We start from the raw sequence: 21575 nt of genomic DNA on the forward strand, positions 1-21575 counted from the left end.
CGATGGATCATCAGTCCCCCACCTCGCCCGTAACCCGTCAGCCCTCTGATTATACGCACGGTTTCGTCCTCACCCTGTCATGCGAAGACAAGCCGGGGATCGTGGCATCGGTGACGACGGAGCTTGCGGCGCTGGATGCCAATATCGCCGAGAGCAACCAGTTCTGGGACCGCCAGACCAACCGCTTCTTCATGCGCATCGCCTTTGCCGCCTCGGAAGAAACCTCCAAGGACGATGTCGAGCGGGCGCTGAAACCCGCCATCGAGCGCTTCGGCATGAAGACCACGCTGATCGATCAGGCCAAGAAGCCGAAGATCGTCATCATGGTGTCGAAGTTCGACCATGCGCTCCTGCACCTGTTCTACCAGATCAAGGTCGGCTGGCTCGATGCGGAAGTCGCCGCCATCGTCTCCAACCACGAGGACAGCCGCCGCTTTGCCGAGCATGAGGGCATCCCCTACCATGTGCTGCCCGTGTCGAAGGACAACAAGACGGCGCAGGAGGAGGCGCTGCTGAAGATCGTCAAGGACACCGGCGCCGATCTCGTCATCCTCGCCCGCTACATGCAGGTGCTGTCGGACAACCTGTCAAAACGGCTGTTCGGCAAGGTGATCAACATCCACCACTCGTTCCTGCCGAGCTTCAAGGGGGCAAAACCCTATCACCAGGCGTTCGAGCGCGGGGTGAAGCTGATCGGCGCGACGGCGCATTATGTCACGCCCGACCTCGACGAGGGCCCGATCATCGAGCAGGAGACCGAGCGGGTCAGCCATGCCATGAGCGCCGAGGACTTTGTCGCCACCGGCCGCGATATCGAGAGCCGGGTGCTCGCCCGTGCCGTCAAGAAGCACCTCGAATCCCGCGTCATGCTCAACGGCCACAAGACCGTGGTGTTCTAAGCACAGGCATTTGTTACGGTGCGTGGTGCGTGGTTCGACAAGCTCACCATGAGGGAGGATGAGGACTTCAGGGAGTCATATCCTGCAATCCTTGTGATTAAGCATTGCAGCCCAACCCTCTCCCTCATGGTGAGCTTGTCGAACCACGCACAATCGCAATGCCAGCCTTCCCTGCCAGTTATTGCCTGCACTTCAGAGCGGAGAATACCTCAAAAGGTGGCGCTCAGGCCTCGATCTCCACATTGCCGAGGGGTTTCGTGCAGCAGGCAAGGACAAATCCCTCGTCGATCTCCTCGTCGAGAATGCCGCCATTGTGATCCATCTCGGACTTGCCCGAGAGTTTCATCACCTTGCACGTGCCGCACAGGCCGGATTCGCAGGCCGCTGCAATGCGGATACCGGCGCCGCGCGCCGCCTTGAGGATCGTATCCCCCGGCATGCACGGCACGTCCATGCCCGACATGGAAAAGGTGATCGTCGCCGATGCTTCCACGGCGTCGGTGGACATCACATCGAAGGCGGGCAAGACGGGTTCTGCGGCAGGACCGAAGCTTTCCTGATGATACCGCGCCATGTCGAAACCGCTGGCTTCGAGCATGCCGCGCACATCGCGCATGAAACTTTCCGGACCGCAGCAGAAGATCGTCCTGTCCTTGAAATCGGGTGACAGTAGCGGCAGCTTGGGCGCTTCCAACCGCCCGCGGATACCGGTCCACACCTGCCCCATCTCATGTTCCTTGATCAGGAACGACAGTTTCAGGTTGGGCATGCAGTTTGTCAGATATTCCAGTTCCCGGCGGAAAATGATGTCGCTGGGCCGGCGGGCGCAGGTGACGAAGCTGATATCGCTCTGCGGGGCGCAATCATGCATCCAGCGGGTCATCGACATCATCGGCGTGATGCCGGACCCGGCCGAGATGAACAGGTACTTTTCCCCCGGATGCCTGCGCATGGAGAAATCGCCGAGCGGACCGAAGGCCTTCAGCCGCATGCCGGGGGTCAGGTGATCCAGCATCCAGCGGGTGCCGATGCTGTTCTCCTGTGCCTTGACCGTCACGGCGATGGTGAAGGGCCGTGACGGGCTGGAGGAGAGCGTATAGGTGCGCAGGACGGCTTCGGGCTGCACCGGCAGCTCGAAGGTCATGAACTGGCCCGGCTCGTAGCGGAACCAGTTCTGGTTGTCGGAACGGAATGTGAAGGTCTTCACATTCGGCGCTTCCTCGATGATCGACAGACACTCCAGCAGATGCAGCCGGTCATTCCATGGCTGCATCTGGTCAAGGTGCGGGTAAGACTGAGGAACGCCCATGTTCATTGTGTACCTATGCTACCTTGCTGAGCCGCGTATCGCCGCCGGAGAGACGCTCTTCCATGAACCTGCAGTACCATTCGAGGAATTGCAGCACGCCGCCTTCATGCTCGGGCGAATAGGGTCCGGGCTCATAGGCGGGCGAGCGGATGCCGAAGGCATTTTCCTCGACGATCCGGCGGTCCTGGTCATTGGTCTCGAGCCAGACATGCGTCAGTTCCTCGATGGTGTAATCCACGCCCTCGACCGCATCCTTGTGCACCAGCCATTTGGTGGTGACCTGCGTTTCATCCGGGCCGAGCGGCAGCACACGGAAGGAAATGGCATGGTCGCCGAGGATATGGTTCCAGGTGGTCGGGTAATGGAACAGCAGCAGCGAGCCGATCTGCTTCTCGTTGACGCTGTCGCTGAGCTGCCGGCCGACGGCGCGGCGCCCGCTCATCGTGTAGCTTTCCGCATCGCGCAGCAGCGGCACACGGGTGGCGCGGTACTGGCCGTCATCGGACATGCGGAAAATGCTGGGCAGGCCTGCCGCTTCGCAGCGCTGCCAGTGCGCGGCAATCTCCGGATCGTCGGCGGCGCCCTGGACACCGCTTACGCTCGGCGCTTCCGGGAAAGTCTTGCACAGCTCGGGATGATTGGCCACGCAGTGATAGCACTCGCGGTTGTTTTCCCAGACCAGCTTCCAGTTGCCCTTTTCGACGATGGTGCTCTGATAGGCCACCTTGGTTTCGGTGAGGTGGTGCGGCGCGAGATAGGGTTCGATCAGTGCGCGCGTCGCGCTGAAATCGACAGGATTCTGCGCCAGGCAGATGAAGATGTAACCGCCGACGCTTTCGCACTGCACCGGCTTCAGGCTGTGCTGGCTGGCGTCGAAATCATCGCCCATCTGGCGGGCGAACAGCAGGCGCCCGTCAAGCTCGTAGGTCCACTGGTGATAGGGGCAGACGAGCTTGGCCGACGTGCCGCGCTCAGCCGAGCAGACGCGCGAGCCGCGATGGCGGCAGGAATTGTGAAAAGCCCGGATCTGGCCCTGGCGGTCGCGCACGATGACCACGGGATAGTCGCCGACCTGCACCGTGAAGAAGTTGCCGGGCTTGGCGACTTCGCAATCATGGCCGATGAACAGCCAGTCGCGATAAAAGATGTTCTCCATATCCAGCCGGAAATAATCCGGATCGGAATAGAAAGACTGTTCAAGGCCGTAGCCGGGTTTCCGGTTTCTCAGGTTCCGGAGCAGTTCGTTGCGTATATCCATGTCGTGTCCTCGCCTCGATGTTGCGAAAGAACTGACTGGTGGTGACGGAGGAAGAACGCCTGCACGGCCAGCCACCGGCTGGTGCCCGCACAGAATCATGCTCCTTGATCGCCCACCGCGATCAGTCGGTTTTCAGTACCGAGGCTGGTTTCCGGGCTCTGGAGTTGCCGTATCGGCTGTCACGACGCCTTCCCGGGGTTGTGACCCAGTGGCTGTTATGCCGTGTTTCACTCCACTACCGTTGCGGGGGCAGCGCCGGGTTTCCGACCGGCTTCCCAATTCTCCGCTTCCCTAGAAAAGCGGCACCTCAAGTGCCCCGATAAAAGCATCCGGCACCCAAAAAGAATAGGTGCGGAAACGACATCGCATTTACGTAAGACGACACGCCGGGCGCGTGTACACTATGTCGCAGATTGGCGATCAAACGGCCTCTGGTTCAATCCAGAACCACCAGTTCCTCGAAATGATTCATATCGACAAAACTGCACAATGCGGGCGCATTCAACGCAATGACCGGCGATTCACGCCGGATGAATGCTAGGCAATCATCCAGAAGTTCCTGCCAGGCCCCGAGCCTTTCATCCGGGAACCGCGCGATCGGATAGGCCAGCGTGATGTGGAAGACATAGGTGTCGTGATCAGGATGCCGGTAACCGAACGGCACGGCCAGTTCATCGCGCCAGGCGCGCATGATGCGCTCGTCATATTCACTGGCGCCCGCCACGGTCAGACCTGCCGGCGTGACATCGATCACCTCCACGTTGAACGGCCCGCATCCCTCGAAATCCCGCAGGCGATCCACATAAAGCCGCGTCATGTCGTCGATGCTTGTCTCCAATGGAACATCATCCGGTCAATAGGACGGGCGGCGGCGATATTCGATAATGCCCTGAAACAGCGTCATGTGCAGGCTGGAGACGGGGGTAAAGGCCAGTTGCCCGGCATCGGGCATCGCCAGCATCCGGTCGCGCACGGCAATGACCGAGCCTTCCGACTCGGACCCCTTCACGAGATGGCAGACCACCGTATTGCCAGGTTCCGGCTGAAAGACGCCCGCGCTGTTGTAGCGCCGGCCAAGATGCACCGGTGGTTCCGGGTGCAGGCTGGCGGCAAAGCGGGCAAGCGAAGGCTTGATCAGATCGAGCATGGGAACCCCGTGACGAGAAAAGACAATGCAATCGCCATAGGACAGCTCTTTGTCAGACTGATGAAGCCCCGCCCCTTTTCCTATGGCCGGTGGAGATATTCCTTGATCGACGCCTGTTTCATTTCAATCGAGAAACCCGGCAGCGACGGTGGCATATAGGCGGCATCCCGGATATGGCAGGGATCGACAAAATGTTCGTGCAGATGGTCGACATATTCGATCACCCGGCCCTCCTTCGTCCCCGACACGGCGATATAGTCGATCATCGACAGATGCTGCACATATTCGCACAGGCCGACACCGCCCGCATGCGGCCAGACAGGAAGCTCATATTTGGCGGCAATCAGCAGCACGGCGAGCACTTCGTTCAGACCGCCCATGCGGCACGAATCGATCTGCACCACGTCGATGGCGCCTTCGGCGATGAACTGCTTGAACATGATGCGGTTCTGGCACATCTCGCCGGTCGCGACCTTCACCGGCTTGATTGCCTGCCGGATCTTGCGGTGGCCCGCCACGTCATCCGGGCTGGTCGGCTCTTCGATGAAGAACGGCTTGACGAAGGCAAGCTTGTTGACCCAATCGATGGCCTCGCCCACTTCCCAGACCTGATTGGCATCGATCATCAGGATACGGTCCGGCCCGATGACCTCACGGGCAATGGTCAGGCGGCGGATATCGTCTTCAAGATCGCGGCCGACCTTCATCTTGATGTGGTTGAAACCGGCATCAACGGCTTCCTGGCAGAGGCGGCGCAGCTTTTCATCGGAATAGCCGAGCCAGCCTGCCGATGTGGTGTAGCAGGGATAGCCTTCCGCCTGCAGCGTGGCGATCCGCTCCTTCTTGCCGTTCTCCGCCTTGCGCAGGATGGCGAGCGCCTCCTCGCGCGTCAGCACGTCGGTCAGGTAGCGGAAGTCGACGATATCGACGATTTCTTCCGGCGTCATTTCGCCGACCAGCTGCCAGACCGGCTTTCCCGCCTCCTTGGCAAGCAAGTCCCAGACCGCATTGACCACCGCACCCGTCGCCAGATGCATCGCGCCCTTGTCGGGCCCGATCCAGCGCAACTGGCTGTCGCCGGTGATGAAATGCCAGAAACGGCCGGGATTTTCCTTCACCCAGTCCAGTTCCAGCCCGACGACGAGATGCTTCATCGCTTCAATCGCCAGGCAGCAGATTTCATTGCCGCGACCGATGGTGAAGGTCAGCCCATGGCCGGACAAAGCCTTGTTGTCCGTATCGAGGATGACATAGGCGGCGGAATAATCCGGGTCCGGGTTCATGGCGTCCGATCCATCCAGACTCTGCGAGGTGGGAAAGCGGACGTCGAAGACGCGAAGATCGGTAATGCGGGTCACAATATGCCTCTTGAATAATGTTGCGGGTCAGCACGCGTCAGACGTCGGCGCGTGCCACCTGTTTCTGGGTGCCAAGACCGTCAATGCCGAGCTCGATCACGTCACCTGCCTTGAGGTAGCGCGGCGGCTTCATGCCCATGCCGACGCCGGGCGGCGTCCCGGTCGAGATGATGTCGCCGGGATGCAGCGACATGAACTGGCTGAGATAGGAGACGAGGAAGGCAACGCCATAGACCATGGTCCGGGTCGAACCGTTCTGCATGGTCTCGCCATTGACCTTCAGCCACATGCCGAGGTTCTGCGGGTCGGCCACCTCGTCCTTGGTCACCAGCCACGGGCCGGTCGGACCGAACGTGTCGCAGGATTTGCCCTTGGTCCATTGCCCTGCACGCTCCGTCTGGAAGGCGCGCTCGCTGACATCATGCACGGTGCAGTAGCCCGCGACATAATCCAGCGCATCGGCTTCACTGACATATTTTGCCGTGCGGCCGATGACGATGCCAAGCTCGACTTCCCAGTCCGTCTTTTCCGAACCGCGCGGGATGACCAGATCGTCATTCGGACCTGATATGGCGGAGGTGGCTTTCATGAAAATGACCGGCTCCGGCGGCACGGCCATGCCGGATTCCGCCGCATGGTCGGCATAATTGAGGCCGATGCAGATGAATTTCCCGGTGCCGGCAACACAGGGGCCGAGGCGCGGATTACCGCCGACCTGCGGCAGGCTCTCCACATCCAGCGCTGACAATTTTGCCAGCGCTTCCGGGTCGAGCACGGCCCCGGCAAGATCGTTCACCTTGCCGGAGAGATCGCGGATGTGCCCCTTGGCATCCAGCACGCCGGGCTTTTCCTGTCCCGGTTCGCCATAACGTAGAAATTTCATCGTTCATTCCTTCCGATTGCATGGGAGGAGGCTTCCGACAATTCATCCTGATGAGGGAGCTGGTGCGGTTTTCGAGAACCGGAGCGCAGTGGACATTTTCGTCCATGAGCACCGGAAGCGCAGAAAATCGCATCAGATGCCCATCAGGGTGGATTGGCAAAGTCTCCTAGACGGTCCAGCCGCCATCGATGTTGTAGGCCTGCCCCGTCGTGTAGGTCGCACCGGCGAGGTAGACGGCAAGGTCGGCAATTTCCTCCGGCAGGCCGAGACGGCCCATCGGCTGGCGGGCAATGAAGGCGGCGCGCGCGGCTTCGTAGTCACCGCCAGCGCGCATGCGCTGTTCCAGCGATGGGCTTTCCACGGTCCCCGGGCAAATCGCGTTGCAGCGGATGCCCTGCGTGATGTATTCGGCCGCCACCGACTTGGTCAGGCCGAGCACCGCCGCCTTGGTAACGCCATAGGCAAAACGGTTCGGTACGCCCTTCACACTGCTGGCCACCGACGACATGTTGATGATCGCGCCATCGCCGCGTTCGATCATCCCGGGCAGAACGGCGCGGATCGTGCGGATCATCGCCCGGACATTCAGATCGAGGGCGAAATCCAGGTCCGCATCGGGCATTTCGAGGATGGAACCGCCATGGACGAACCCGGCACAATTGAAAAGGACGTCAATCGGACCGATCTCGCCCGCAACCTGATTGACCTCTTCGGTTTTCAATACATCCAGCTTGCGCGGTTTGATCCCCGCCTCTTTCGGCAGCGCATCGAGCAATTGCTGGTTGATATCTGTGGCATGGACGATTGCACCTTCGCGCGCAAAAGCCAGCACTGAAGCCCGGCCGATGCCCTGCCCTGCCGCTGTAATCAAAACCCGCTTGCCTGCAAGCTTACCCGTCATTTCAAACCTCCATTTGGCACATTGAGGTGCCCGTCATATCAAGTTGTTCTGCGCTCGGCGATCAGGATATGGTCCGCCGCAAGCACGACTTCATCACGTTGATTGAGAACTTCACAGCGCTCGACCACGCGCCCGCTCCCCGGGCGTTTCGGATCGTCTTCCTTGGCGCTGATCGTCACGCGCGTGCGGATCGTGTCGCCGATGAAGACCGGCCGCACGAACCGCAGACGGTCATAGCCATAGGAGAATGCCACCGGATTGATCAGGCTGGCGGTGAGGCCGACACCGATGGAAAAGATCATCGTGCCATGCGCAACCCGCTGGCCGAACGGCGTGGTCTTGGCAAATTCGGCATCCATATGATGCGGGAAGAAATCCCCGGTATGGCCCGCATGCACGACGAAATCGGTTTCGGTGATTGTGCGGCCCGTCGTGGTGCGCACATGGCCGATGGCATAATCCTCGAAATAGATGGCCTGTTCAGACATTCAAGCCTCCGGCTTTCGCGCCAGCGGTGTCGCCGGCGCCGCGCTTGATTGATAGGCGGCTTCGACCAGCGCCATGGTGTGCCAGGCGTCTTCGACCGAACTCACCAGCGCCTTGTCCTCGCCGCTGGCAAAGCGCTGCAGATTGGCCATGCGCCCGACAAAGGCGTCAGGGAACCATGCGCCGTGCAGCGGAACATTGATCCAATCGGCGCCGCCCTTCGGGTAGATCATCAGCGCGTCCGGTTCACCGCGCGGATAGTCGAGATTGACCCCGAGCTTCACATAGGCGGCACCTTGCGTGCCGCTGATGCGGAACTCGCAGGCCTGGAACCTGCGGCCGAACTTATGATCATGATTGATCGACAGCGAGCAGCGCACCCGATCGCCATAGTCGAGGATGGCGCTCGTGCGTGTCTGCGCCACCGCGTGACCGGGATGACCCAGCGTCTTCGCGTGCACGCCCAGCGGATTGCCGAGAATCTCGCGGATCACATCGATGTAGTGGATCGAATGCATGGCGATCTCGACACGCGGCAGGCCGTTGAGAAACGGCCACAGCGACCACGGCGTGTCCAGCGCCAGCCAGGCATCGAAATCGATCACCTCGCCCAGCCAGCCCTGCGCGATCGCGTTTTTCAGCGCCAGCATCATCGGGGCAAACCGCAGCTGGAAATTGACGGCAGCGGTGATGTTGCGCCCCCGGCAGATCGCAAGAATTTCCGAGGCTTGCACAAGATCGTTGCCCATCGGTTTCTGGATCAGGGCAAAGGAACCCTCCGGCAGGGCTTTCAGCACGTCCGCATGGCGCGCGGGCGGCGTGGCCAGATCGAAGATGGCGTTTTCCACGACCGCGGCTTCCGCCACCGATGCATAGGCAGTCACATTCCATTCAGCGGCAATTTTCGCGGCCTTCGCCTGGTCAGGATCGAACAGACCGGCGATGGGAAAGCCGCCTTTCCGGTAGGCCGGATAATGCGCGTCACCGACGATGCTGCCCGCCCCGAAGGTCACGATGGGGCGCGGCGTCGCCGGAAGCGGCCAGCTTTGCTGCAGGGTGGATGGATTGAAGGGTTTTGCAGGTGTTTGCACGCTTCAGATACCCCCCTCTGCCCTGCCGGGCATCTCCCCCACAAGGGGGGAGATCACATTGGCATCAACACCTTTGCACACTAGGAAATATTTCAATTTTCGCGAAGACGGCAATGCAGGCTGATCTCCCCCCTTGTGGGGGAGATGGGCGGCAGCCCAGAGGGGGGTGAAAGGACGGTTGTTCATTTGTATTCCTCAATCCAGATGGAAGACTTCATCCATCATCGCCCACCATTCGCCCGGCGCCCGTGTTGCCAGCGGCACCTGACAGGGCATGCAGACGTCCCACCACTCCTTGTTTTTCGGATCGGCGGCCATGCGGGCCATATCCGCATCAAAATCCGTGCCGTGATATTCCCACGTGCCGAACAGGACATTCTCCGGCTCGCGCAGGAAGATCGTGTAGTTGCGGATGTTGCAGCTGGAGATGAGCGCCAGGATTTCCGGCCAGACAGCCGCGTGCAGGCGCTTGTATTCCGCCACCTTGTCACCGTTCAGCCCGATCATCATGCCCATGCGCTGCATCAGCCTAACTCCGGATTTCCGTGGTGAATTCATCGATGCTGCGTGCCTTCACCGCATCCCAATCCCAATCGATGCCGATGCCGGGTTCCGATGGGGCGATGGCATAGCCATCTTCAATGCGCATCTGCGTCCGTGTCAGGTCGTCCAGCTGCGGAATATATTCGACATACCTGCCGTTCTGCACGGCGCAGGTGAGGCTGACATGCAGCTCCATCAGGAAGTGCGGGCAGACCGGCATATCGAAACTTTCCGCCGTATGCGCCACCTTCAGCCAGGGCGTGATTCCGCCGATACGGCCCACATCCACCTGCACGATGGAACAGGCACGCTTCTGCATATATTCGCGGAAATGCCGGATCGAATAGAGCGACTCGCCGACGGCAACCGGCGTCTGCGTTGCCGCGGACAGGCGCACATGGCCGTCGATGTCGTCGGCGGGCAGCGGCTCTTCCAGCCAGGCGAGGTCAATATCGCGCAGCACCTGCGAGCGCCTGATGGCCTCATCCAGCGTAAAACCCTGATTGGCATCGGTCATGATCTCGAAACCGGCACCCACCGCAGCGCGCACCGCCGACAGACGGTCAAGATCTTCCGATCCGTGCGGACGGCCGATCTTCACCTTGGCGCCCTTGAACCCCTTGGCTTTCGCCTGCAAGGCATCATCCACCAGCGCCTGTTCTTCAATGTGCAGCCAACCGCCTTCGGTGGTGTAGAGCGGGCAGCGGTCTTTTGCCCCGCCCGCCAGCTTCCACAAAGGCAGGTTCTGTTTCTTCGCCCGCAGGTCCCACAGGGCGATATCGACGGCGGCGAGCGCAATCGCGGTGATCGCACCGATGGTTGTCGCGTGGGTGGCAAATTCAAGCTCGCGCCAGATCGCTTCGATCTGGTCCGCATCCCTGCCGAGCAGGCGCGGCACCAGATGGTCCGAGAGCAGGCGCATCACCGAGGAACCGCCGGTGCCGATCGTGTAGCTGTACCCCGTACCGACAGCGCCGTCGCTGTCGGTGATCGTGACAATCGGTGTTTCCTGCGAAACAAAGCTCTGGATGGCATCGGTCCGCAGCACTTTCGGCGGCAGGTCGACCATCCGCAATTCGACGCGTTCGATTCTGGCCATGGTCAGCTCCGCAGGGTTTTGCCGGTTTCAGCCGAGAAGAGATGCGCCTGCGACAGGTCGAAACTCAGCTTGATGGTTTCGCCCGCCGCGAGCGGGCGCGGGTTGAGCATGCGCGATACCCATTCCTTTTCGCCCAGCGTGATGAACACCAGCGTCTCGTTGCCGAGCGGTTCGGTGATCGAGACCGGCAGCGACAGTTCATGAACGTCGGTTGCTTCACCGGAACTCAGGCCATGGCCGGTCGGATAGATATCGTCGGGCCGCAGGCCGAAGATGACTTTTTCGCCCGCAACCACCTTGTTGCGGAATTCGAGCGGCAAAGGCAGGCTCTGGCCGCCCTTCAGTACCAGCCTGCCGCCATCGACCGTGGCCTCGTTGAGGTTCATCGGCGGCGAGCCGATGAAACCCGCGACAAAGCGCGTGGCGGGACGCTTGAACACTTCCTCCGGCGTGCCGACCTGTTCGATATAGCCGTCCCGCATGATGACGATACGGTCGGACAGCGTCATCGCCTCCACCTGATCGTGGGTCACGTAGATCATCGTCGCCTGCACCTTGGCGTGCAGACGCTTGATTTCGGTGCGCACCTGCGTGCGCAGCTTGGCATCGAGGTTGGACAGGGGTTCATCGAACAGGAACACTTCCGGCTTGCGCACGATGGCACGGCCCATGGCCACGCGCTGGCGTTGGCCGCCGGAGAGCTGTGACGGACGGCGATCCATGTATTTTTCCAGATCGAGAATGGCAGCGGCTTCATTGACGCGCTGGTCGATCTCGGCCTGCTGCACCTTGCCGATCTTCAGCGAAAAACCCATGTTCTCGCGCACGGTCATGTGCGGATAGAGCGCATAGGACTGGAACACCATCGAGATGTTGCGGGCGCGCGGCGGCAGATCGTTGACCGGCTTGCCGCCGATCTCGATGACGCCGTCGCTGATGTCTTCCAGCCCGGCTATCATGCGCAGCGTCGTCGACTTGCCGCAGCCGGACGGCCCGACCAGCGCGATGAATTCGCGGTCCTTCACCTCAAGATCGATGCCGTGGACGACATCCACATTGCCGTAGCGCTTGACCAGCTTTTTCAGGGTTACGGGTGCCATGGGTAGAGCCTTTAACCTTTCACCGCGCCGAACGTCAGTCCGGACACCAGATGCTTTTGAATGATGAATGTGAGGGTCAGCGCCGGAACGATCATGACCACGGCGAGCGCGCACATGCCGCGCCAGTCAATGGTGAATTCCGACGTGTAATCGAGCAGCCCCACGGGAAGCGTCTTCGAATTGACCGAGCGGGTGATCTGCGATGCCAGCGCATATTCGTTCCACGAGGTGAGGAAGGCGAAAATACCCGCCGAGGCGATACCCGGACCCGCCAGCGGAAACTCCACCTGCCAGAAGGCCTGCCAGCGCGTGCAGCCGTCGATCTGTGCGGCCTCGGCAAGATCCTTCGGCACCTGCCGGAAGAACCCGTCGATCAGCCAGATGGTGAAGGGCACGTTCAGCGCCACATAGATCAGGATCATGGAAAAATGGGTATCGATGATGCCGAGCCGGGCAAAAATCATGAACAGCGGCAGCGACAGCGCGATGCCGGGAACCGCACGGGTCAGCATGAAGCCGAGGAACACCGCCGACTTACCCTTGAACTTGTAGCGGGCAAAGGCGTAGCCGCCCGCCATGCCGATGATGAGCGCAATGATAGTCGAGGTGATCGAAATGATCAGCGAATTGCGGAAATACTCCCAGACCGGAATGCCGCCCTGCCCGGCGCCGCCGAACATGGAACGGTAGGCATCGAGCGAAATATCCTGCGGAATCCACACGGGCGGCTTGGCCATGATCTCCACCGTCGGGCGGAGCGAATTGAGGACGATCCACAGTCCCGGCAGGCAGATGACCAGCATGGCCAGGAACAGGCCGACGAGATGCAGGACTTTCAGGCCGCGGCGCTTGAGACGATGTGCGTTGTTCTGATCCATCTTACCACTCCGCTCCGATCTGCTGGCGCGCCGCGGCGAGCTTTCTGAAGAAATACACGGTGAACAGGATGGAGAGCAGGATCGAGATATAGGCCATGGCGTTGGCCATGCCCATGCGCGCATCGCTGTAGGCCGTGCGGCCAACCAGCGTCCACAACAGTTCCGTGCGTTTGGCCGGACCGCCATCGGTCATGATCTTGACGATGTCATAGGCGCGCGCCACGTCGAGCGAGCGGATGGTCATGGCGATCATGGCGAAGGGCATGAGGTAAGGCCAGGTGACATAGCGGAAGGTCTGCCACGGCGTGCAGCCATCGACCCGCGCGGCTTCCACGGGCTCCTGCGGCATGGCGAGCAGGCCGGCAAGGATCAGAATGGCAAACACCGAGGTCGATGACCAGATTTCTGCGACAATGATCGAGAACAGCGCCAGGTTGCCGTCGATCAGCCACGGGATGGCCGATGTGGTTATCCCCAGCGACTGCAGCACATTGTTGACGAAGCCGATATTGTCATTGAACAGGAACTTGAACTGGAAGCCGACGAGCACCGGCGAGAACATCATCGGAAACATCATCAGCGTGCGCAACAGGCGCTGGCCGCGCGTGGCCTTGTTGACCAGCATGGCAAGGCCAAGGCCAAGGAACATTTCGGCGTTGAGCGCGATGGTCAGGAGGAGAACCGTCCGTCCGAACGCGGTCCAGAATTCCAAGCTCGTCAGCGCACTCATATAATTGCGGAACCCGATGAGAACCCAGATCGTCTCGGGTTTCGTCAGCCGGAACGGCGTGAAGCTGGAGTAGAGCGAAAACAGCAGGGGCAGGACGATGACCGCTGCCAGCACGATAATGGCAGGCAGCAGCAGGAGCGTCGGCGCTGATAGTTTGGGAAATTTCATCGGAGATATTGGCCTTTTAATCTCTGCTCTCGGGTAGGTCGCATGCGTTACCCCCCTGTCCGGCAGGATAGAGGGGGGTGACATTCATCACCCCGCCTCCCAACCGCATCAAAGCTTGCCGGCATCCTTGAGGATATCGGTTGCCTTCTGGGCAGCAGTGTCGAGCGCTTCCTTGGAGGTCTTGTCTCCGAGGATGGCCGCCTGCAGCTCCGGATAGACCGCGTTGGAAATCTCGATCCATTCGGCGAGCGGCGGAACCGGGAAGGCATTCTTCGCCGCTTCCTGGAAAGCCGCCAGAACCTCCGTCTTGTACGGATCGCTCTTGGCCTGCTCGATATCCCAAGCCCAGACCGCCGTACGCGTCGGCAACGGGCCAGCCTTCGCTTCCAGCTTCTGGCTGTCTTCGTTGGTCAGCCACCAGACGAGCGAAGCGGCGGCTTCCTTGTTGGCGCAGGCTTCCGTGACCGAGAAGCCATGGCTGCCGGACCAGCCGGTCCGCTTGCCCGACGATCCCGCCGGCTGAACCTTGACGCCGACATTGCCCGCAACCTTCGAGGACTTCGGATCATTGAAGAAGCTTGCCCAGCCCGGCCAGTCCAGATTGATGGCGATGGAACCGGAGGCAAAGCCCTGGCCGAGATCGTCCCACAGATAGTTGGTTGTTCCCGCCGGAACCGCCTTGGCCTTGTAGAGATTGACGAACCAGTCGAGCGCCTTGATGCCCGCTGCCGAGTTGAAGGCGGGCTTGCCATCCTTGCCGATGTACTCGCCGCCCTCAGCGACCAGCATTTCGTAGAAGCGGCCGTTGATCGCCTCTTCCTTGCCGGCAAACTGCGTGCCGTAGAAATCCGGCGCCTTGGTGAAGAACATCGCCTGGTCCGTCACCTGCTGCCAGGTATCGGGCGGCGTCAGGTCATAGCCATACTTGGCCTTGAAGGCCTTCTTGTTGGCTTCGTCGGCATAGATGCTCTTCTGGTAGTACAGCGCGGAAACGTCGAACTGCGCGCGCGGCAGCATCACCAGCTTGCCGTCAAGCGTCGAGGCCTTGATGTTGGCCGGCACGAAAGCCGCGACTTCCGCCGCCGGTATCAGCGCCGTCAGATCCGTATAGATCTTCGGGTATTGCGGCGCGAAGGATGAATGGTTCGAACCGACGCACCATTTCAGACTGCCCGAGGCGATATCCGATTTGATCTCCTTGTCGAGCTCGAAGTGATTCTTCTTGGACAGGATGTTGACCTTGGCGCCGGTCAGTTTCTCCCACTCACCGATGCGCTCGTACAGCGGCTCATATTGCTGGCCGCCGATCAGTTTGGCGTCGATGGTGACGCCCTCGAATTTGCCCGGCAGTTCGGCGCCAAAGGCAAAACTTGTGCTCAACAGCGCGATAGCGCCGGCCGAAACACTGGCTAGCAGGTTTTTCATGCAGTTCCTCCCAACATCCAGAGTGCCGCCTCCCGGCACTTTTCTTCACCCATATATGGGCGTGTCATTCATATACAAACATTTACAGGCTTGACCGTCAAGCGCGGAAACGCTTTCCTATGAAGATAATCTTCGTATATGCATTGAGTGAAATGAGGGGGACAACCATGTTGGAAGAAGACGACAGCGACCGGTATCGCGCCCCGGCACTCGACAAGGGACTGGACATTCTCGAACTGCTTTCGGGCATCGACGGCGGCCTCACCCAGGCGGAAATTGCCAAGCATCTCGGCCGCAGCCCCAATGAGTTCTACCGCATGCTCGACCGGCTGGTCCGGCGCGGCTATGTCACCCGGCTCGAAGGCGACCGCTACTCGCTGACGCTCAAACTGTTCGGCCTCGCCCAGCTGCATGCGCCGGTTCGCCGGCTCGCTTCCTATGCCACGCCGCTGATGCGCGATCTTGCGGTCCTGACCAAGCAGGCCAACCAGCTCAGCGTCTTTGACCGCGGCGCCGCAGTCGTCATCGCCCAGCAGGAGGCGCCGGACTATTGGGGCATTTCCATCCGCGTCGGCTCGCATATCAGCCTCTTCAATACCGGCTCCGGTCACGTGCTGCTGGCGTTCCGCTCGGATGAGGAACGCGCCATGATGATTGCCGAATATGAAAAACATGCCGATGACATTGCCCAGCCGGTGGATTTTCGCGAACGGCTCGATCATATCCGCGCGCGCGGCTATGAAATCATGCCCAGCGCCCAGACCGCGGGCGTCTACAATATATCCGCGCCGATTCTCGGCCCCGATGGCCGGTCCATTGCGGCCCTGACCTGTCCCTATATCAAGCTCCTGAACATCCCCGATGCCCCGGACGTCGATCAGGCGCGCGAAATGCTGGTGACGACGGCACACAAACTCTCCGAGCTTGCGGGCGCGGATGTCATCCATTCCAGTGTTGTGCGCCACGCGTGAACGGGAGCAGATCAGGCATGTTCATCGACACACACCTTCATCTCATCGACCAGTCGGCCCTGCACTATCCGTGGCTTGCCGGCGTCGAGGCGCTCAACCGGGATTTTCTCTACGGCGAATATGCACTGCAGGCGCAGCGGGCAGGAATAGTCCGGGCACTGCACATGGAAGTGGATGTGACCCCATCCGAAATCCAGACGGAAATCGATTACGTCGCCAGCCTCGCGAAGCAGGAGGGCAGCCTGATTGCCGGGGCAATTGCCGCATGCCGCCCGGAAGAGGCCGGTTTTGCCGCTTATCTTGAACGCCAGAAGGCCAACCCGTTCATCAAGGGTTTTCGCCGCATCCTGCACACCATGCCGGACGATCTGTCGGAGAGTTCCGTCTTCCGCGAGAACATCCGGCGTATGGGCGGATCGGGCCTGACCTTTGATCTGTGCGTGCTGCCGCGCCAGATGGACAGGGCCATCGCCCTGGTCGATCTTGCCCCTGACGTGACCTTCATCCTCGATCATTGCGGCGTGCCTGACATCAAGGGCGATGATTTTGCCATCTGGCGCGGCAAGATCACCGAAATCGCCGGACGTGCCAACGTCATCGCCAAGATTTCCGGCATCGTCGCCTATGCCGACGGGGCATGGCGCGCGGAGACGCTCAAACCCTATGTGCAGCATGTCATCGGCAGTTTCGGTTGGGACCGGATTGTCTGGGGCAGCGACTGGCCGGTCTGCACGCTGGGCGGCGGCCTTGCCACGTGGATCGCCGCCACGCACGCGCTGGTTTCAGGATGCAGTGAAAGCGAAAAGACCAGGCTGTTTTCCGGCAACGCCAAGCGGCTGTGGGGGTTGTAGGCCGGAGTTCCACCCCGTTTCCGTTATCATTCGGTGATGGTTGCAGGATCACAGTGCGTGGTTCGACAAGCTCACCCTTGCCTGCCAGCCCCCGGCGCTTTACCTCTGGTAACCAGCAGCATAACCAATGGCGGGAGATACAATGGCAGCGGAGCTTCATGGACCGGACCTTCTCAGTGCCGTCGTGCTTTTGGGCGCAGGCGTCGTCGCCGTGCCCGTCTTCAAGCGGCTCGGGCTTGGCTCCGTCCTCGGCTATCTCGCCGCCGGTCTGGTGATCGGGCCATTCGGCCTCAAATTCTTCTCCGATCCGCAGACGATCCTGCACGTCGCCGAACTCGGCGTCGTCATGTTCCTCTTCATCATCGGCCTTGAGATGCAGCCCTCCCGCCTCTGGGGCCTGCGCAAGGAGATTTTCGGCCTTGGCGCCCTGCAGGTCGGCGTTTGTGCACTCCTGCTCACCGGGGTTGGCATCGCCACCGGCTTTCCCGTCGCCATATCCTTCGTCGCCGGTGCCGGTTTCGTCCTGACCTCGACGGCCATCGTCATGCAGCTGCTGGAAGAACGCGGCGAGATATCAAGCACCAAGGGCCAGCGCATGGTGTCGATCCTGCTGCTGGAAGACCTGGCCATCGTGCCGCTTCTCGCGCTCGTCGCCTTCCTTGCGCCGATCGCCGCCACCGATGCGCCGCCGTCGGGCCTGCGCTGGATGGATATCGGCATCGGCGTCGGCGCCGTGGTCGGTCTCGTCGTCGCCGGCCGTTATCTGCTCAACCCCCTCTTCCGCTTCCTCGCCCAGTCCCGGGCGCGCGAGGTTATGACTGCCGCCGCCCTCCTCGTCGTGCTCGGTGCCGCGCTTGTCATGCAGGTCAGCGGCCTCTCCATGGCGATGGGCGCCTTCCTTGCCGGCGTGCTCCTGTCCGAATCCACCTTCCGGCATCAACTCGAAGCCGATGTCGAACCCTTTCGCGGCATCCTGCTCGGCCTGTTCTTTCTCGCCGTCGGCATGTCGCTTGACCTGAGCGTCGTCACCGCCAACTGGCGCAGCGTGCTGTTCTACGTCGCCGCCTTCATGGTGGTGAAGGGCATCGCGATCTATATCGTCGCCCGCCTGATGCGCTCGTCCCACACGGAAGCGCTGGAGCGCGCCGTCGTGATGGCGCAGGGCGGCGAATTTGCCTTCGTGCTCTATTCCACCGCCACGTCGGTCGGCATTCTCGATGGCCGTGCCAATGCCATGCTGACGGCCATCATCATCATCTCCATGGTGCTCACCCCGATCGCCATCATCGGCCTGCGCTATATCCTGCCGCGCGAAAAGCAGTCGCTGGATGGCGTCGATGTCGCGGAAGGCCTGTCCGGCAGCGTCCTCGTCATCGGTTTCGGCCGGTTCGGGCAGATCGCCAGCCAACCGCTGCTGATGCGCGGCGTCGATGTCTCGATCATCGACAATGATATCGAAATGATCCAGGCCGCAGCCGAATTCGGCTTCAAGGTCTATTACGGCGACGGCACGCGTCTCGACATCCTGCATGCGGCAGGCGCCGGCCGTGCGCAGGCCGTCCTCATCTGCGTCGACAAGCCCGACACCATTCTCGCCATCGCCGAGCATATCAAGGCGGAATATCCGCTGGTGCAGGTCTATGCCCGCTCCTTCGACCGCGGCAACACGCTGGCGCTGATCAAAGCCGGCGTCGAGTACCAGATCCGCGAAACCTTCGAATCGGCCCTGTCATTTGGCGAGAACACGCTGATCGGCCTCGGCGTCGCGCCCGAGGAAGCGGCGGAGATCATCGGTGACGTGCGCCAGCGTGATGCCGAACGCCTCGACCTGCAGCTCGCCGGCGGCATCCGCGCCGGCAACGATCTGATGAGGGGCAACGCACCGGTGCCAGGCCCCCTGGTCAAACCACGGCAAACCGGCCGGGCTCTGAGCGAAGAAACCGCCCGCGTGCTGCCGGCGGCGCAAACCGCCGACAGTGCAAACTGATTGCAACCACCATGGAAGGACAAGCAATGGTTGAAACCGATCAGGCCATCATCGACGGTATTGTCGGCTTCTGGCGCAAGGCCGGACCCGACGCCTGGTTCAAGAAGGACGCGGCGTTTGACGAAACGTTCCACCAGACCTTTCACAACAGGCATTTCGCTGCCGCCCGGCGCGACTATGACCACTGGATCGAAACCGCCGACGGCGCGCTGGCGCTGATGATCCTGCTCGACCAGTTCCCGCGCAACTGCTTTCGCGGCACCGGCCACATGTATGCGACGGACTCGCTGGCGCGCCATTACGCCGGAGAGGCGCTGGAAAGAGGCCATGATCTTGCCCTCGAGCCATCCGTGCGCGGCTTTCTCTATCTGCCCTTCATGCATTCGGAAGACATCGACGAGCAATTGCGCTGCGTGAAGCTTTACACCGCATCGGCCCCGAGCCAGCTCGAATGGGCCGAAGATCATTACAACATCATCCACCGGTTTGGCCGCTTTCCCCATCGCAATGCCATTCTCGGGCGGAAATCCACGCCGGACGAACAGGCATTCCTCGATGCGGGTGGCTTTGCCGGATAGGCGGATTTGCGGCCCCGCTGCCGAATTTTCGCCACATCCTCTTGAACGCAGCCGTACTGACTGCCATTATAAGCGCATCTGGCACCCGTAAGTTTCACCCATGACGCCAGTCAAACAGGGACTGACCGCGCCTCGATGCCGGACGAACAATCTGAAGAGCCTCCAAGTCCGGACTTGCGAAGCAAGCTGACTCTGCCCACGCAGCGTCAGCAACAATTCCCGTTTTTCTCCCCAACATCCGATTTGGCCTGCATCGCGGGCGGATTTGCGCTGGCTTTTCCAGCCGCATCCGCACGCCATGTCGTGCCCTGACCCGCATCTCTTAGAAGGAACCGACTTCCCAATGGAATGGATTGCCGACCCCAATGCCTGGATTGGTCTCGCCACGCTGATCGTGCTCGAGATCGTACTCGGGATCGACAACCTCGTGTTTATCGCCATTCTTGCCGACAAGCTGCCGCCGAGCCAGCGCAACCGCGCGCGCATCGTCGGCCTGTCCCTCGCCCTGATCATGCGCCTGGCGCTGCTTGCCTCCATCTCCTGGGTGGTGACACTGACGACACCGCTGTTCAGCGTGGCGGGTTTCGGCTTTTCGGGGCGCGACCTCATCCTGATCATCGGCGGACTGTTCCTGCTGTTCAAGGGCACGATGGAACTGCATGAGCGTCTTGAAGGACATATGTCCGCCAAGGAATCCAACGTCGCCCATGCGGTTTTCTGGCAGGTCATCGCCCAGATCGTCGTGCTCGACGCCGTCTTCTCGCTCGACAGCGTGATCACCGCCGTCGGCATGGTCAAATCTCTGGAAGTCATGATGATCGCCGTTGTCGTGGCGGTAGGCGTCATGATGCTTGCGTCCAGACCGCTCATGGCCTTCGTCAGCCGCCATCCGACCGTTGTCATCCTCTGCCTTGGCTTCCTCATGATGATCGGTTTCAGCCTGATCGTCGAAGGCTTCGGCTTCCATATTCCGAAGGGCTACCTCTACGCCGCCATCGGCTTCTCCGTCCTCATCGAAGCGGCCAATCAGGTCGGACGGCATAACCGCGACAAGCGCGTTACCTCGATGGACCTGCGTGACCGCACGGCAGGCGCGGTGCTGCGCCTTTTGGGCGGCGGCCGTTCCGGCGATGCCAGCCATCACTCGGATGCGCTGGATGTGATCGCCGAGCAGACGGCAGCGGGCGAAGTCTTCCACCCGGAAGAAAAGGAAATGATCCGCGGCGTTCTCGACCTGGTCGAGCGGCCGGTGCGGTCCATCATGTCACCGCGCAACGAGGTCGAATGGCTCGACCTCAACGAGACCAACGAGGAACTGCTGGCGGAAATCCGCACGCTCTCCCACAGCCGCGTGGTTCTGGCCCGCGGACGGGTTGACGAATTCGTCGGCGTGGCCCTGACCAAGGACCTGCTGTTCGCCATTCTCGACGGCGGCAAGATCGATTGGGACAAGGTGACCCGCCAGCCATTGATCCTGCACGAGAATGCCAACGTATTGCGCGTGATGGAGCAATTGCGCGGCACGACGGTGCAGATGGCGATTGTTCTCGACGAACACGGCTCATTCGAGGGCGTGGTCACGCCGACGGACATTCTTGAGGCCATCGCCGGCGACTTCCCGGATGAAGGCGAGGAAAGCCCGATCCTCGAGCGGTCGGAAGACGGCAGCATGGTGGTGGACGCCTATATCGACATCCGCCGCCTCGGCGGCCTGATCGAACGCGACCTCGTCGATGACGGCGACCGCTACACGACGCTGGCAGGTTACATCCTGTGGAATCTCGGCCACATCCCCGCACAGGGCGAAAAGCTGAAGGTCGATGATTACGAGTATGAAATCGTCGAAATGGACGGCCGCAACATCGGCAAGGTGCGGATTTCGCCCACCGAAACCGCCGCCTATATCTGACCCC

At 61.0% G+C, this 21575-nt stretch carries 19 protein-coding genes, 1 pseudogene and 1 riboswitch; of the genes and pseudogenes, 6 read left to right on the forward strand and 14 right to left on the reverse strand.

Going from position 1 to position 21575, the window contains the following annotated elements; all coding sequences use genetic code 11:
• The first annotated feature begins 2 nt into the window (after positions 1–2).
• Entirely contained in the window at positions 3–899 is an 897-nt protein-coding gene (gene purU, locus ACP7B1_RS18950) for a formyltetrahydrofolate deformylase (RefSeq protein WP_346307385.1), read from the forward strand.
• Between the two features lie 223 nt (positions 900–1122).
• On the opposite strand, the gene ACP7B1_RS18955 is transcribed toward purU, so the two are convergent.
• The 14 genes and pseudogenes from ACP7B1_RS18955 to ACP7B1_RS19020 form a co-directional block, all read right to left on the reverse strand.
• Positions 1123–2214: a hybrid-cluster NAD(P)-dependent oxidoreductase gene (locus ACP7B1_RS18955; protein ID WP_346307370.1), complete on the reverse strand. Its 1092-nt coding sequence runs from the start codon at positions 2212–2214 to the stop codon at positions 1123–1125.
• Between the two features lie 7 nt (positions 2215–2221).
• On the reverse strand, positions 2222–3466 hold the full coding sequence (locus tag ACP7B1_RS18960; RefSeq protein WP_288193477.1) for an aromatic ring-hydroxylating oxygenase subunit alpha: 1245 nt from the start codon (positions 3464–3466) through the stop codon (positions 2222–2224).
• A 125-nt stretch (positions 3467–3591) separates the two neighbouring features.
• Positions 3592–3791: riboswitch (cobalamin riboswitch) on the reverse strand.
• A 111-nt stretch (positions 3792–3902) separates the two neighbouring features.
• A pseudogene (locus tag ACP7B1_RS18965) lies at positions 3903–4613 on the reverse strand (DUF1868 domain-containing protein).
• 80 nt (positions 4614–4693) lie between these two features.
• Entirely contained in the window at positions 4694–5971 is a 1278-nt protein-coding gene (locus ACP7B1_RS18970) for an L-fuconate dehydratase (protein WP_346307369.1), read from the reverse strand.
• Positions 5972–6008: 37 nt separating this feature from the next.
• Positions 6009–6854: a fumarylacetoacetate hydrolase family protein gene (locus tag ACP7B1_RS18975; RefSeq protein WP_346307368.1), complete on the reverse strand. Its 846-nt coding sequence runs from the start codon at positions 6852–6854 to the stop codon at positions 6009–6011.
• Positions 6855–7020: 166 nt separating this feature from the next.
• The gene (locus tag ACP7B1_RS18980) at positions 7021–7755 is read right to left on the reverse strand and encodes an SDR family oxidoreductase (protein ID WP_105731930.1); all 735 of its coding nucleotides are present in this window, start codon (positions 7753–7755) and stop codon (positions 7021–7023) included.
• Positions 7756–7793: 38 nt separating this feature from the next.
• The gene (locus tag ACP7B1_RS18985; RefSeq protein WP_346307367.1) at positions 7794–8243 is read right to left on the reverse strand and encodes a MaoC family dehydratase; all 450 of its coding nucleotides are present in this window, start codon (positions 8241–8243) and stop codon (positions 7794–7796) included.
• Positions 8244–9332: a Gfo/Idh/MocA family protein gene (locus tag ACP7B1_RS18990; protein WP_426137187.1), complete on the reverse strand. Its 1089-nt coding sequence runs from the start codon at positions 9330–9332 to the stop codon at positions 8244–8246. It abuts the gene before it with no gap.
• Positions 9333–9527: 195 nt separating this feature from the next.
• Positions 9528–9857 (reverse strand): L-rhamnose mutarotase, encoded by a 330-nt coding sequence (locus ACP7B1_RS18995; RefSeq protein WP_346307365.1) that lies wholly within the window; start codon positions 9855–9857, stop codon positions 9528–9530.
• Between the two features lie 4 nt (positions 9858–9861).
• Positions 9862–10974, reverse strand: coding sequence for a mandelate racemase/muconate lactonizing enzyme family protein (locus tag ACP7B1_RS19000; RefSeq protein WP_346307364.1), 1113 nt, complete (start codon positions 10972–10974; stop codon positions 9862–9864).
• A gap of 2 nt (positions 10975–10976) precedes the next feature.
• Positions 10977–12074: an ABC transporter ATP-binding protein gene (locus tag ACP7B1_RS19005; RefSeq protein WP_223612474.1), complete on the reverse strand. Its 1098-nt coding sequence runs from the start codon at positions 12072–12074 to the stop codon at positions 10977–10979.
• An 11-nt stretch (positions 12075–12085) separates the two neighbouring features.
• Positions 12086–12952, reverse strand: a complete 867-nt coding sequence (locus ACP7B1_RS19010; protein WP_346307173.1) for a carbohydrate ABC transporter permease — start codon at positions 12950–12952, stop codon at positions 12086–12088.
• A gap of 1 nt (position 12953) precedes the next feature.
• Positions 12954–13850, reverse strand: a complete 897-nt coding sequence (locus ACP7B1_RS19015; RefSeq protein ID WP_288194393.1) for a carbohydrate ABC transporter permease — start codon at positions 13848–13850, stop codon at positions 12954–12956.
• A 108-nt stretch (positions 13851–13958) separates the two neighbouring features.
• Entirely contained in the window at positions 13959–15275 is a 1317-nt protein-coding gene (locus ACP7B1_RS19020) for an ABC transporter substrate-binding protein (protein ID WP_288194395.1), read from the reverse strand.
• Positions 15276–15442: 167 nt separating this feature from the next.
• Here ACP7B1_RS19020 and ACP7B1_RS19025 point away from each other — a divergent pair, with 167 nt between their 5' ends.
• The 5 genes from ACP7B1_RS19025 to ACP7B1_RS19045 all read left to right on the forward strand — a co-directional run bounded on the left by ACP7B1_RS19025 (position 15443) and on the right by ACP7B1_RS19045 (position 21571).
• On the forward strand, positions 15443–16246 hold the full coding sequence (locus ACP7B1_RS19025) for an IclR family transcriptional regulator (RefSeq protein WP_403184063.1): 804 nt from the start codon (positions 15443–15445) through the stop codon (positions 16244–16246).
• A 17-nt stretch (positions 16247–16263) separates the two neighbouring features.
• On the forward strand, positions 16264–17097 hold the full coding sequence (locus ACP7B1_RS19030) for an amidohydrolase family protein (RefSeq protein ID WP_346307174.1): 834 nt from the start codon (positions 16264–16266) through the stop codon (positions 17095–17097).
• Positions 17098–17239: 142 nt separating this feature from the next.
• Positions 17240–19084 (forward strand): monovalent cation:proton antiporter-2 (CPA2) family protein, encoded by a 1845-nt coding sequence (locus tag ACP7B1_RS19035; RefSeq protein WP_346307175.1) that lies wholly within the window; start codon positions 17240–17242, stop codon positions 19082–19084.
• A 26-nt stretch (positions 19085–19110) separates the two neighbouring features.
• On the forward strand, positions 19111–19662 hold the full coding sequence (locus ACP7B1_RS19040; protein ID WP_346307176.1) for a DUF924 family protein: 552 nt from the start codon (positions 19111–19113) through the stop codon (positions 19660–19662).
• Between the two features lie 343 nt (positions 19663–20005).
• A complete protein-coding gene (locus tag ACP7B1_RS19045) occupies positions 20006–21571 on the forward strand; it encodes a TerC family protein (protein WP_346307177.1) in 1566 nt (521 codons plus the stop codon).
• Positions 21572–21575 lie beyond the last annotated feature (4 nt).

The organism is Phyllobacterium sp. SL163 (genome assembly GCF_049896885.1).
In the GTDB taxonomy this organism is placed as follows: Bacteria; Pseudomonadota; Alphaproteobacteria; order Rhizobiales; family Rhizobiaceae; genus Phyllobacterium; species Phyllobacterium calauticae.